At 62.1% G+C, this 12,194-nt stretch carries 13 protein-coding genes; 6 read left to right on the top strand and 7 right to left on the bottom strand.

Annotation, left to right across the window (positions count from 1 at the left end; translation table 11 throughout):
* The first annotated feature begins 118 nt into the window (after window positions 1–118).
* Both RMR04_RS23190 and RMR04_RS23185 read left to right on the top strand, forming a co-directional pair.
* Window positions 119–574: an NTF2 fold immunity protein gene (locus RMR04_RS23190; protein ID WP_311910819.1), complete on the top strand. Its 456-nt coding sequence runs from the start codon at window positions 119–121 to the stop codon at window positions 572–574.
* 315 nt (window positions 575–889) lie between these two features.
* Window positions 890–2,533, top strand: coding sequence for a tetratricopeptide repeat protein (locus RMR04_RS23185; RefSeq protein WP_311910818.1), 1,644 nt, complete (start codon window positions 890–892; stop codon window positions 2,531–2,533).
* Between the two features lie 401 nt (window positions 2,534–2,934).
* On the opposite strand, the gene RMR04_RS23180 is transcribed toward RMR04_RS23185, so the two are convergent.
* Window positions 2,935–3,540: a TetR/AcrR family transcriptional regulator gene (locus tag RMR04_RS23180; protein ID WP_311910816.1), complete on the bottom strand. Its 606-nt coding sequence runs from the start codon at window positions 3,538–3,540 to the stop codon at window positions 2,935–2,937.
* A 299-nt stretch (window positions 3,541–3,839) separates the two neighbouring features.
* On the opposite strand from RMR04_RS23180, the gene RMR04_RS23175 reads away from it, so the two are divergent.
* The gene (locus RMR04_RS23175) at window positions 3,840–4,610 is read left to right on the top strand and encodes a DUF3313 domain-containing protein (RefSeq protein WP_311910815.1); all 771 of its coding nucleotides are present in this window, start codon (window positions 3,840–3,842) and stop codon (window positions 4,608–4,610) included.
* Window positions 4,611–4,707: 97 nt separating this feature from the next.
* On the opposite strand, the gene RMR04_RS23170 is transcribed toward RMR04_RS23175, so the two are convergent.
* Entirely contained in the window at window positions 4,708–5,220 is a 513-nt protein-coding gene (locus RMR04_RS23170) for a methylated-DNA--[protein]-cysteine S-methyltransferase (RefSeq protein WP_311910814.1), read from the bottom strand.
* 9 nt (window positions 5,221–5,229) lie between these two features.
* On the bottom strand, window positions 5,230–6,135 hold the full coding sequence (locus RMR04_RS23165; RefSeq protein ID WP_311910813.1) for a DMT family transporter: 906 nt from the start codon (window positions 6,133–6,135) through the stop codon (window positions 5,230–5,232).
* 135 nt (window positions 6,136–6,270) lie between these two features.
* On the opposite strand from RMR04_RS23165, the gene RMR04_RS23160 reads away from it, so the two are divergent.
* On the top strand, window positions 6,271–6,855 hold the full coding sequence (locus RMR04_RS23160) for a bifunctional transcriptional activator/DNA repair enzyme AdaA (RefSeq protein ID WP_311910812.1): 585 nt from the start codon (window positions 6,271–6,273) through the stop codon (window positions 6,853–6,855).
* Window positions 6,856–6,983: 128 nt separating this feature from the next.
* Here the strand turns inward: RMR04_RS23160 and RMR04_RS23155 are convergent, their stop codons facing one another.
* Window positions 6,984–7,868: a KPN_02809 family neutral zinc metallopeptidase gene (locus tag RMR04_RS23155; protein WP_311910811.1), complete on the bottom strand. Its 885-nt coding sequence runs from the start codon at window positions 7,866–7,868 to the stop codon at window positions 6,984–6,986.
* A gap of 140 nt (window positions 7,869–8,008) precedes the next feature.
* On the opposite strand from RMR04_RS23155, the gene RMR04_RS23150 reads away from it, so the two are divergent.
* Both RMR04_RS23150 and RMR04_RS23145 read left to right on the top strand, forming a co-directional pair.
* On the top strand, window positions 8,009–8,314 hold the full coding sequence (locus tag RMR04_RS23150) for a type II toxin-antitoxin system RelB/DinJ family antitoxin (RefSeq protein ID WP_311910810.1): 306 nt from the start codon (window positions 8,009–8,011) through the stop codon (window positions 8,312–8,314).
* Complete coding sequence (locus tag RMR04_RS23145; RefSeq protein WP_311910809.1) at window positions 8,311–8,598, top strand: type II toxin-antitoxin system RelE/ParE family toxin; 288 nt, start codon at window positions 8,311–8,313, stop codon at window positions 8,596–8,598. Before RMR04_RS23150 ends, RMR04_RS23145 begins: the two co-directional genes overlap by 4 nt.
* A gap of 37 nt (window positions 8,599–8,635) precedes the next feature.
* On the opposite strand, the gene cydB is transcribed toward RMR04_RS23145, so the two are convergent.
* The 3 genes from cydB to RMR04_RS23130 form a co-directional block, all read right to left on the bottom strand.
* Window positions 8,636–9,640 (bottom strand): cytochrome d ubiquinol oxidase subunit II, encoded by a 1,005-nt coding sequence (cydB, locus tag RMR04_RS23140; RefSeq protein WP_311910807.1) that lies wholly within the window; start codon window positions 9,638–9,640, stop codon window positions 8,636–8,638.
* 13 nt (window positions 9,641–9,653) lie between these two features.
* Window positions 9,654–11,084, bottom strand: a complete 1,431-nt coding sequence (locus RMR04_RS23135; RefSeq protein WP_311910806.1) for a cytochrome ubiquinol oxidase subunit I — start codon at window positions 11,082–11,084, stop codon at window positions 9,654–9,656.
* A gap of 173 nt (window positions 11,085–11,257) precedes the next feature.
* The gene (locus RMR04_RS23130) at window positions 11,258–12,067 is read right to left on the bottom strand and encodes a uracil-DNA glycosylase (protein ID WP_311910804.1); all 810 of its coding nucleotides are present in this window, start codon (window positions 12,065–12,067) and stop codon (window positions 11,258–11,260) included.
* Between the last annotated feature and the right edge of the window lie 127 nt (window positions 12,068–12,194).

Genomic DNA, 12,194 nt, shown 5'->3' with positions numbered 1-12,194 from the left:
CCAAAGTTCTCAAACTGTCTTTGAACTTGTCATCGCCTCAATGCGTGCGCGCGTTCGTTCGTCTGTGCCAGATTGCTCCCGGCGACAGGGGGGCAGCGCCTGCGAATGCAGCTGGAGCATGCTCGCGAAACAGAAAGACAGCGTATTCTATCGCAATACGCTATTTTTGCGCAGTCTGGACCCATTGCAGCCAAAACCCGCGTCGTGCATCCTCGCTGAAGGCGGAGTAGAGGACACCATGCGCTACTGGTTGCCGGTGATTATAACTGGCTCGCTGACCATCGCGGCCGCTGCCCATGCGGGCGATTCACGCTGTGCTGCAAGCATAGACCGCGTCCAGCCAAAAACTGGCGTGATTGGAAGCCAGGCTATCGCAGAAGCTGTTGCATTGGCCTACCTCACGCCGATCTACGGAGAGGCGGCAATCCGCAGTGAGATGCCCTTTCGGGCAAGCTTGTCGGACGGTATTTGGACAGTGAACGGAACATTGCCACCAGGGCGGGTGGGCGGGACTGCCGAGATACGCCTGTGTCAGCGAAATGGGACGGTGTTGAGCATCATTCATTATAAGTGAGGGCTAAGCAGATTCCGGAAAAGTGCCCCACGGTTTTCCGACGAGAATCTGCGACAAATCAAAGAGCTAAGCAGAACATTCCTTGGCGTGCCAAGGAATGTTCTGCTTAGCGGCGGCTTTACCGTTGCCGACACAACGCCCACCCATGGCTCCCTGGGCCGCAAGCCACCGGAGCTCTTTGCGCCAGGCCTTGCCGCGCCGCCGACCATAACCATTCCAAACGGACCCGTTAGCGGGGGCCGATCATTGGCGGGGAAAGAGATGCCGTGGTAGCCTGTCGACGGCTATTGAAACACGGCATGTGGAGCGAAGCCCTTGCAGACCCCCGTCGATCGGGCCCAGCAGTCCGGTGATCCGGGGCCTGAAGCATTGTCGCGCATCTTTAAGCCGAACCGTACCCCGCAACGCCTGTACTGGTTTGTCTGCATCGTGGCGCTTGCCGCGCTGTTCCTGGTCTTTCGCAACGTGCCATCGAACGCATGGGACGAATGTGCGAAGGTCGATGGTGTGGCTTCGATCAGCGCTTGTACGCGTTTCATCTCAATCGGTGAGCCGGCGTCTCGCCCTCTGGCCTATGCCAACCGCAGCACCGTCTACGCCCAACAGGGCAAACTCGATTTGGCGATGGCTGACGTGAACGAAGCGATCCGACTTGATCCGACTTCGGCTGCGGCCTTCACGATGCGGGGCAATCTCTATATGCGCGCCAAAAACTCCGATCTTGCTTTCGCTGATTACGATCAGGCTATCCGTCTGAAACCGCAGGATCCGACCCCTTACGTCAACGCGCTGCCGTTCATGAACAGAGGGGTAATCCACGGCATTCGCCATGAATATGATACCGCGATGACGGATCTCGACGAGGCGATCCATATCGATCCGAAGATGGGAGAAGCTTTCAGCAATCGAGGTTGGATCCTGAGTCGGCAGGGACGATTCGAACAAGCCATCGCCGACCTTGACCGAGCGATCGACCTCTCCCCAAGCTTTGCTAAAGCCTACAATAATCGCGGCTGGGCCTTGGGGAAGCTAGGACAATACGACCGCGCCATTGCCGATCTCGACACCGCCATTCGCCTGGATGCTCACGACCCTCAGGCGTGGTCGAACAGAGGTATTGTCCACGCAGCCCGGGGAAACCTGGCGCATGCCGCGTCCGACCTCGACGAAGCAGTTCGCTTGGACCCCGAGAAGGAAGAGTCTCTGGTCGTACGCGCCCAGGTCTCGTTCGAGCTTGGCCGCTTGGATAGAGCCCTGGCCGATTGCAACACGGCGATCCGGCTCTATCCGACGTCCAGCCGAGGCTATGCCCAGCGAGCGGCTGTCCGCACGGCAACGGGACAACCGGACATGGCGCTGGCCGATGCATCCGAAGCGCTTCGGTTGGATCCGACATCGACCGATGCCCATATCGAACGGGCGAGTGCCTTTGCGGCGCTGGGACAGTTTGATCGGGCGGTGGCGGATGACGATGAGGCGATCCGGCTCTCTCCCAAATCCGCGACCGCTGTTCTCAATCGCGGCGTCGCCTATGAGCGCATGGGCCGGGCTGACAAGGCTTTGGCGGATTATGAGCAGGCGGTCCGATTGGCGCCGCGACTTGCGGTCGCCCATTACGATTTGGGGAACATCCGTCGCAGCCTCAAGCAATTCGATCAGGCCATCGCGGCTTATTCGGAGGCCATCGGCATCAATGCCTCCTATGCCCAGGCTTACACCGATCGCGGTGTCGCTCATTCCTTGCAAAACCAAAACGATGAAGCGATCTCGGATTACAATGAATCGCTGCATTTACGGCCGCAGCATGCTCCAACATACTTCAACCGAGGCAGTGCCTACAGGAAGCAAGGCCAGCCCGATAAAGCCATCGCCGATTATTCAAAGGCTCTCGAACTCGATCCCAGTTTTGAGCTCGCCAAGACGAAGCTGCGGGAACTCGGTGTTCGTACAACTTTGTAGCGTTGAAGCTATCGTCATCGGTCGATGAAGAGACGATTGCCGAAGTGCCTGTTCGTATCGACAGCACGGGCAAATCTCTAAATCAGGCCGATTTCATCATGACATTGTTATCGGCCTGCCCTCGTCGCGCTCGAACTCCCAGATAACCTTGGCGCCCTCGATGTGGTGCTCGACGCCGATCAGCGCGCCCGGCTCGATGCCGCAAGCGCAATCGAACTCGGCTTCCCCACAGCTTCCTGGTGCGGCCGATGACGCAGGCGATCATCAGCGGCGGCGTCGAGCTCGTGGGCAGGTGGGCGCGCGTCGTATCGCGTGCCGGTCGGCGGGGAGCAAGCGGGCTGATGAGCGTGTGTTGCGGGGGCGAGCAGCAGGTCGGCCCTGCCTCCGTTCCGTCATTAACTTCACTCAGTGCATTTGGCTTCGAGCTTCATCCGGTCAAAGGTGTCTGCCACGCAATCTGCGAGCTTCATCTCGTTTCCATCTCGCAACCAGATGCCTGTGGCAAATCGAAGCGCGCAAGACGACAATATAGAAACAAGTAATAGCCGATCATAAGATTCTTTACTGGGCCATAAAATCGAAAGTCCTTTCATGATTGCCTTTTCGAGATTGATTTCATTGGCGCGATTCTTGCTTTGAAGCATCGCATTGTTCTTCATGATTTTCGCGATCGCGAGCGTTCTCTCCGCATCGAAGCGCGTCAGGTTTGAAAGGATCGCCTTGCGCACGACCTCCAGGGCGGGTTCGTCAGGGGAGCCTTGGGAAATGGATTCGGCAATCATCTCATAATATTCGCGCAGGTGCGAAAACAAGATCTCGTCCTTGCTGTCGAAATAATTGAACAGATGCCTCCTGGAAATGCCGGAAGAATGAGCGATTTCGGCGAGTGTCGTGGCGTCGTACCCGTTTTCAAGAAACAGGCGAATGCTGACATTGGTTATGTGCTCGTATTTTTCGCGGCGATTGCGCTCGCGAAGGCCTTCTGATTTGGGAGCTGCTTGTCGCATATCTGCCTCAACTTGATATTCTCGACCATATCGACATGGTCGGCGCAGCGCAAAAACTCGGGACGACCGAGGCCTCCGGCCTATGGGCGCGAACGGTATCGACACAAAGGCGCCTCAATTAAACTGCACTCTGTGCATTAATAGCCCGAAAGGATCACTCCAAGGGCTGTTCGGATCCAACGTCGCGGCCGGCGACGCAAGCCATCTCGGTTGGGAAAAGCGTGAACATGCGGAGAAATCCTCTGATTTCCTTCATAGGAATAACTGGCGCGCTGCTCGGAGGCTGCGCAACCGGTTCGTTGGAGCAGGCCGGGTCACTTCAATCATATGACAGTTTGGAGCAGTCGGATGGCTTGTTGACGCGCTCGAAGCTGCGCGTCGACAAAACCAGCGTGACGAAGGCCCGCACAATCAAGATCGTCCCCACCGCTTTCTCGGCCTCCTCGACGCAGCCGAGCCTGACGCCCGCGCAACGGAGCCTGGTCGCCAATGCGATCGATCGTGCCATGTGCGGCGGTCTGAGCGAGCGTTTCGTCGTGGTCACCCCGTCCGAGCCCGCCGATCTCACGGTTCGCGCCCTCGTGACGCAGGTCGCGCCGACGGATGTCGTTTCCGCCGGGGTCTCGCGGGGCGCTTCGGTTGCGAAGTCGATTCTCCTGCCTGGAGTGCCTGTTCCGCTCCCGCGCATTCCTGTGGGAATGGGAAGCATTTCGCTCGAGGCCGAGGCTCGCGACGCCAACGGCAAGCAGCAGGCGGCGATGGTCTGGGGGCGCGGCGCAAATGCCTTCCTGACCTCGGCCCGGATGAGCGAGGAGGGCGATGCCTATACGCTGGCAAGCGATTTCGGATCCGATTTCAGCAAGATGCTCGTCACCGGCGAGACGCCGTTCGGCAAGGCGCCGACATTTCCGTCCTTCGAACAGATCGGCGCGCAGTTTGGCGGTGACGCAAAATACGCGGCTTGCCGGGCATTCGGCCCGTCACCGGGACTCGTTGGCCTGGTTGGCGGCAGTGTCGGTGTTCCACCAAGCTGGACGGATAAAGGCGCCGCCATTCCTGCTGAACGATAGAGCCGCCTCTCACGAGCATCGTTCTGCGACGCCGCAGAACCTGGTTACGAAATTGCCGCTCTAATCGGGGGGCGGATCGATCGGATGAATGGTGGCTTCACAGCAGGTGCAACTGCTCGATCGCGGGAGGGGGGCTGCCGCGCTCCAATGCGAGCAGCCATTTTTTCGTTTCTATCCCTCCGCCAAATCCCGTGAGCGCCCCGTTTGAACCGATAACCCGGTGACAGGGAATGACGATCGGCAAGGGGTTGGCCCCATTGGCTGCCCCCACGGCCCGGCTTGCTGTGGGCCGCCCGATACGCCTGGCCAGTTCGCCATAGCTGATCGTTTCGCCCGGAGGAATGTCAGTGAGAGCACGCCAGACATCCATCTGGAATGGCGTGCCACGCGGATCGAGCGGCAGATCGAACCGGCTCAACCTTCCCTCGAAATAAGCTTTCAGCTGCGCGCGCGCATCTATGAAAATCGAGGCGTCACGTCGCCACTCCGCTTGCGGTTGTATCGCTCCCTTGCCATGCGGAAAGCCGAGATATGCCAGCCGCTCACCATCGCCGGCGAGGAGCAGAAAACCTATCGGGCTTTCAGTGAAGGTGTAGACGGTTCCAGGCATCGGAATACCTCACGAAGTGGCGCGGGTGCGGACCAGCCGCCACATCCGCCCGTCAATCGAGAGAAGCCCCAGGGCGATCAGCGCCATCCCGGCAAAGTGGCTTGTGGCCAGGCGTTCGCCCAGAATCAGTGATCCGAGCAGGATCGCACTGACAGGGATCAGGAGGGTCACGAGCGAACTGTTGATGGCGCCACCGCCGGCCAGGATGCGGAAGAAAATGACATAGGCCAGCGCGGTCGAAAGCAGGGAGAGACCGGCAAGCGCGGCAAATGTCGTGGCGCTTGGGAAGGGAAGCAGCCAGGGAGCGTCGAAGATCAGAACGATTGGCACCATCATGATTGTCGTAGCTATGGTCTGGCCGAACGCCCCGACCGTCGGGGCGATCCCCATGCGTCTGAAGCGACGACCGAAGACCCCTGCGAATCCATAGGAAAGAGCAGCCCCCAAACAGGCCAGCAGCGCCGGCAGCGGCTGTCCTTGCCCCGAGACCGCGTCGCCGCCCATCAAGACCGCGACGCCGCCGACACCCAGGACGACGCCAGCAATCTTGTTCGGGGTCATCTTTTCATCGGCTGTCAGGAAATGCGCGACCAATATGGAAAAAACGGGGGTCGTTGCATTGAGAATGGAGGCAAGGCCGCTGGCTATTTGCGTCTGGCCCCAGAAAAGGAGGCTGAAAGGAATCAGGTTGTTGAGCAACCCCATGCCAAAGAAAGCGGCCCATACTCCCGGAACAGTCGGCATATCTTGACGTGTGACGCGCAGATAGAGAGCGAGTGCCACCGCTGCCAGCCCAACACGAGCCAGAACGACAGTAAATGGTGGCAGCTCGTGCAGCGCGACTTTAGAGAAAAAGAACGATCCGCCCCAAAGAACGGACAGAAGAAGGAGGAGCCCCCATTCGAAAAGGCTCATCGTCGGCTGTTTCCGCATGTCTCGATTTTCCAACTGATACGCTGATTCAGGAAAATCATCGGAAACCGCCCATGCTGCTCGCCGGATTCGGACTCTGTCCTCTAGCCGCGCCGGGAGATCGTGTAGATTGGCCTCATGGTTCTGGATGACGCCCTTTACGAGCAGGCATGGCTGGCGCGCGACCCGGCGTTCGATGGCCGCTTTTTCATCGGCGTTCGCAGCACGGGTGTTTACTGTCGTTGCGTGTGCCCTGTGCGTTTGCCCTATCGCCGCAATATCGAGTTCCTGCCGAGCGCGGCTGCCGCCGAGGCGGCTGGCTTTCGACCCTGCCTGCGGTGCCGGCCGGAGTCGGCTCCGTTCTGCCCTGCTTGGAAAGGCAGCCTTGCCACCGTCGAGAAAGCCGCTCGGATGATAACCGAAGAAGGCGCATTGGACGGTGACGGCGCAACGGTCGAGGCTTTGGCGGTTCGGGTTGGTGTCGGCTCTCGCCACCTGTCGCGATTGTTCGATAAATATCTCGGAGCGAGTCCCTCGCAAGTCGCGCAGACGGCGAGGGTGCAGCGTGCCAAGCGTTTGTTGAACGAGACCGATCTTCCAATGACGGAAATCGCCCTGCAAGCAGGCTTCAGGAGCCTGCGCCGTTTCAATGCCGTGTTTCTCGAGGTCTACAGACGGCCGCCGACTGCTATCCGCCGAGCATTGTCGCCGCGGAATTCCTAGCTTCTAGAACAAATTGGCGACCGCTGAAGACGCGGAGGAGACCCTCGCAAAAGACGGAGTTCCGACCCACTGTTTTTGACAGTCGAGCGGCCTCTCTCCGGCAGCCTCTGGCCTGGCGAGCGCCGCTGCTAAAGCTGGTTCGTCCTGAACGTATCGCAGCTCTGCATCGAGCCCGAGCGCAGGCCGGTGGTGAACCAGCGCGTGCGCTGCGCCGAGGAGCCATGGGTGAAGGAATCGGGCACGACGACGCCCTGCGAGGCCTTCTGCAGCTTGTCGTCGCCGATCGCGGCGGCGGTCTTCATCGCCTCGTCGACGTCGCTCTGGTCGATCCGGCCCATCGCCTGGATGTTGTTGGCCCAGACGCCGGCGAAGCAGTCCGCCTGCAATTCGATGCGCACCGAGATCGCGTTGGCGTCACGTTCCGAGGAGCGCTCGCGCAACTGGTTCGCCTTGGGCAGGATGCCGATCAGGTTCTGGATGTGGTGGCCGACCTCATGGCCGATGACATAGGCATAGGCGAAATCGCCGCCGCCGCCGAGCTTGCGCTGCATCTCCTGGAAGAAGGAGAGGTCGAGATAGACCTTCTTGTCCGGCGGGCAATAGAACGGTCCCATTGCCGCCTGGGCGGTGCCGCAGCCGGAGCGGTCGACGCCGGAGTAGAGCACGAGGCGCGGCGCCTGGTAGCGCGTATTCGCCTGCTGCGGCAGTACCTTGGTCCAGACGTCCTCGTTCTGCGCCAGCACGGCCGAGACGAAGCGGCCCATCTCGTCCGAGGGCGGCCCAGAGGACTGCCGCGTTTCCTGGGTCGGGGCGCTGCGCCCACCGATGCCCCCGATCATCTCCGCTCCGCCGATCAACAGGCGCGGATCGATGCCGAGCGCCCAGCCGACCAGGCCGAGCACGACCATGGTGCCGATGCCGACGCCGCCGCGCCCGCCGGGCAGGCCGGCATAGGTGCCGCCGCCGCGTCTGTCCTCGACATTCTCGGACTGGCGATAATCTTCCCATTGCATGGCAGGCACTCCGCTCTCACCGCCGCCAATCTCTGCGAGCGGGGCCAGAAACTCAAGTCGTCTTGCGGCGAAGGGTTCCGCCTCGGCTTGGAGATGTCAATCAATTGCATTACACTGCCCGCCAGAATGGAGAAGTGATCATGGCAGCAAGCGATCTCGTTCAAGCCCGCATCGATCCGCGCGTGAAGGAACGGGCGGCGGCCGTTCTGCAGGAGGCGGGGCTGACCGTCTCGGACGCGGTGCGAATCCTGCTGACCAGAACCGCCAATGAGGGTGCGCTGCCCCTGGAGCTGATCGACCCGGCCCGACACGAGGCGTGGTTCCGTGCGAAGGTGCTCGAGGCACTCGCCGATACCAGCCCTGCGACGGATCATGCCGAGGTCAAGGCTCGCTTCGCCGAGAGGCGCCGGGTGGCCCTGGCGCGGACATTGGACGCTAAGGCGTGAAGCTCGAATGGAGCGGGCTCGCGGTTGCCGATCGCGAGCGCATCTTCGACTATGTCGCAACCGACAATCCGCGTGCCGCCGTCATGCTCGACGAGCGCATCGAGCAGCATGTGGAGGTGCTGCTGGCCTTTCCGGAGAGCGGCCGTCCCGGCCGTGTCGAGGGAACGCGCGAACTTATCGTCGGCGGCACGCCCTATATCGCAGCCTACCACATCGGCAGCGGAGTGATCCGAATCCTGCGCATCCTGCATATGTCGCAGCTCTGGCCGGACGGATTGTCCTGAGCAAGTGCCATGGCGGCGCGCGACCATCGTCCGCCGGTCAATGATAGCCGCCGTCGAGCTTCACCTTGCCGCGGAAGGTCCAGTACACGAAGGCCGTGTAGAACAGGATCATCGGCAGCAGGAAGCTCACCCCGATCAGCACGAAGACATGCGAGGCCGGCGCTGCCGCCACGTCCCAGATCGTCAGGCCGGGCGGCACGAGATAGGGGTAGTTCGAGATCGCGAGGCCGAGGAAGCAGAGCACGAAGATCGCGATGGTGAAGGCAAACGGCGTGAATTCGTGGCTCCCGTGCAGCCGCTTCCAGACCATCCAGCCGCAATAGGCGGTGAGCAGCGGGAAGGGCCAGAGCAGGGCGAAGTTGGCCGGCGTGAACCAGCGCTCGGCGATGCGCGGATGGGCTGAGGGCGTCCACAGCGAGACCAGGATCGCGAAAGCCATCAGGCCGAGCAGCAGCATCTTCGCCTGGGCCCGGGCCCGCTCGGCAACCGCGCCTTCGGTCTTGTAGACCAGCCAGGTCGCGCCGAGCAGCGCGTAGCCGACGACGACGCCCGCTCCGCACATCACGGAGAACGGTGTCAGCCAGTCGAAGGGCTTGCCCGCGAACTGCCCGTTCGCGACCGTGATGCCCTGGATCAAGCCGCCCAGGATCAGTCCCTGCGCGAAGGCGGCGATGGTCGAGCCGAGCCAGAAGGCGAGGTCCCAGATGCGATGTTTCGGCTTCGCCACCCAGCGGAATTCGAAGGCAACGCCGCGGAAGATCAGCGCCAGCAGCATCAGGGTCACCGGAATATAGAAGGCCGGCATGATGATGGCGTAGGCCATGGGGAAAGCGACCCATAGCCCGCCGCCGCCCAGCACCAGCCAGGTCTCGTTGCCGTCCCAGAAGGGCGCGACCGAGTTCATCATCTGGTCGCGCTCGCCCTCATCCTTCGTTGTCGGGAACAGGATGGCGATGCCGAGGTCGAAACCGTCGAGCACGACATAGAGCATCACGGCGGTGCCGATCAGGCCGGCCCAGATCACGGGGAGATACCATTCCATTATCGGTCTCTCCTCAGCTCTGGGGCAGGATTTTGTCGTCGCCGGGACGGCCGTCGCCGAACAGGTCGGAGGCCTGTCCCTGCGCCGCCTTGAGTGTGCGCTTGGACGGTTGCTCGGGCGCGTCCTTGTCGCCGATCTCGTCGGGCCCCTTGTCGATCAAGCGGTTGATCAGCAGGAGGCCGGCCGTGAACACGACGCAGTAGACGCAGACGAAGAGCGCCAGCGAGATCGCGACCTCCAGCGTCGTGATCGGCGAGACCGCATCCTTGGAGCGGATCACCCCCGTCGCCAGCCAGGGCTGGCGGCCGACCTCGGTGACGAACCAGCCCGACAGGATCGCGATGAAGCCCGCCGGCCAGCTATATTGCGCGACCCAAAGCCAGCGCCGCTCCTCGAACACCGTGCCCCTGCGCCAGAGCCAGGCGCCGAGCCAGCCGAAGCCGATCATCAGGACGCCGATGCCGACCATCAGCCGGAAGGCGAAGAAGGGGATCTTCACCGGGGGGCGGTCCTGGACCGCGAAATCGTTCAGGCTCGGGAACAGCGCGTCCATGCTGCCATGGGTCAGGAGGCTCGCCAGGCCGGGAATGGAGATCTCGAAGCGGTTGAGGCCGGCCTGCTCGTCGGGCCAGGCGAAGAGCACGAGCGGGGCGGGTTTCGACGAATCCCAATGCGCTTCGATCGCGGCGAGCTTGGCCGGCTGGTATTTGGCGGTCTGCTTGCCGTGGAAATCGCCGATCAGCGCCTGCACCGGCGCGGTGATCGCGATCATCAGGATCGCCATGCGCACCATCGTCTTGGCCGATTCGGTGCGGTGGCCGGCGATCAGATGGCGCGCGCCCGTCGCCAGCACGACGAAGGCGGTGGTGAGATAGGCCGCCGTCATCATGTGCATGAAGCGCAAGGGGAAGGTCGGGTTGAAAACGATCTGGACCCAGTCGACTGGATAGGCGATGCCGTCGCGGATCTCGTGGCCCGCCGGATACTGCATCCAGCTATTGGCGGAGAGGATCCAGAAGCCCGACAGTGCCGTGCCGCCGGCGACGATCAGGGCCGAGAGGAAATGCAGCCAGGGCGGCACGCGCTTCCAGCCGAACAGCATCACGCCCAGGAACGACGCCTCCAGGAAGAAGGCGGTCAGCACCTCATAGCCGATCAAGGGGCCGATGACGTTGCCGACGACGAGCGAGAACCGGCTCCAATTGGTGCCGAACTGGTAGGACAGCACGATGCCGGAGACCACGCCCATGGCGAAGGAGACAGCGAAGATCTTGGTCCAGAACCGCGCCAGCAGGTGGAATTTTTGATCGCCGGTCTTGAGCCAGAGGCCGAGCAGCGTCGCGATATAGGCCGAAAGCCCGATCGTGAACGCGGGAAAGACGATGTGGAACGAGATCGTGAAGGCGAACTGGATGCGCGAGAGCAGAAACGCGTCGATGGTCATCGCTAGTCTCCGTCCGACCCTGCCGCTGATGCGGCGCAGGCAATGGTCGGCCGAAGCTGGGCCACCGCCTGTTATCTAGCCGTCTTCCGCGCGGAAACCTTCCGACGCAGTGTCGCAGCATGTTGCCGGGCGATCATCACCAGCTAGCGCAGGCCGATGTCCAGCCTCGGAATCTACCCAGTCGTATCCAGCGCGGCTTTCAGCGCCCGCAGGTCGCGCCAGGCCAATCGCTTCTGCAAGGGTTGGCGCAGCAGATAGGCCGGGTGCAGCGTCGCCATGGCGCGGATGCGCCGCGTGCCGGTGTCGTATTCCAGCCATTTGCCGCGTGATGCCAGGATGCCGGTGAGGCCGAGCAGCCCCTGCGCCGAGGGCGCGCCGATGCAGACCAGGATATCGGGGTTGGCGAGCTGGATCTGGCGCTGGATGAAGGGCAGGCAGATCGCGACTTCCTGCGGAGTCGGTGTGCGGTTGCCCGGCGGCCGCCAGGGCAGGAGATTGGCGATATAGACATGCTCCTTCCGGTCGAGGCCGATCGCGGCCAGCATCCGGTCGAGCAATTGCCCGGAGCGCCCGACGAAGGGCAGGCCGATGCGGTCCTCGTCGGCGCCCGGCGCCTCGCCGACCAGCATCAATCGGGCGGCCGGATTGCCGTCGGAAAAGACCAGGTTCTTGGCGGTCGCCTTCAGCGCGCAGCCCTCGAATTGCGCGAGCGCCTCCTTTAAGGCGTCGAGCGTCGTGGCCTGCTGCGCCATCGTCCTGGCAGTGAGGGCGGCATCGTCGGGGGCCGTAGCAGTCGCGGGCATGGCCGGCCGGGCTGCCGCTGCGGTTGCGCGCACGAGCTGTGGCGGGGCGGGGCGCACTGCTGCTGGCTGCGGCGCTTCCATAAAATGGTCGTGCGGCGTCTCGTCGAGCGCCTCGGTGACGCCCATCTCGGCGTACCAGGCGAGAAGCTCAACAGGATCTGGCGCGGCGGTGGATATCATCCTTGAGGTTCTAGAGCATTGCGCCAAAAAGTGGGTACCGGTTTTTCGCAAGAGCAATGCTCTCACTCTTTGGCTCCAGTACGCACATCCTTGGTCTTCGCGCGCCGCCGCAGTTGCAAATTGGAAC

This window comes from Bosea sp. 685 (assembly GCF_031884435.1).
Classification (GTDB): Bacteria; Pseudomonadota; Alphaproteobacteria; order Rhizobiales; family Beijerinckiaceae; genus Allobosea.
Note: the sequence above shows the minus strand (reverse complement) of the source record. Positions and strands in the feature narration are given on the sequence as shown.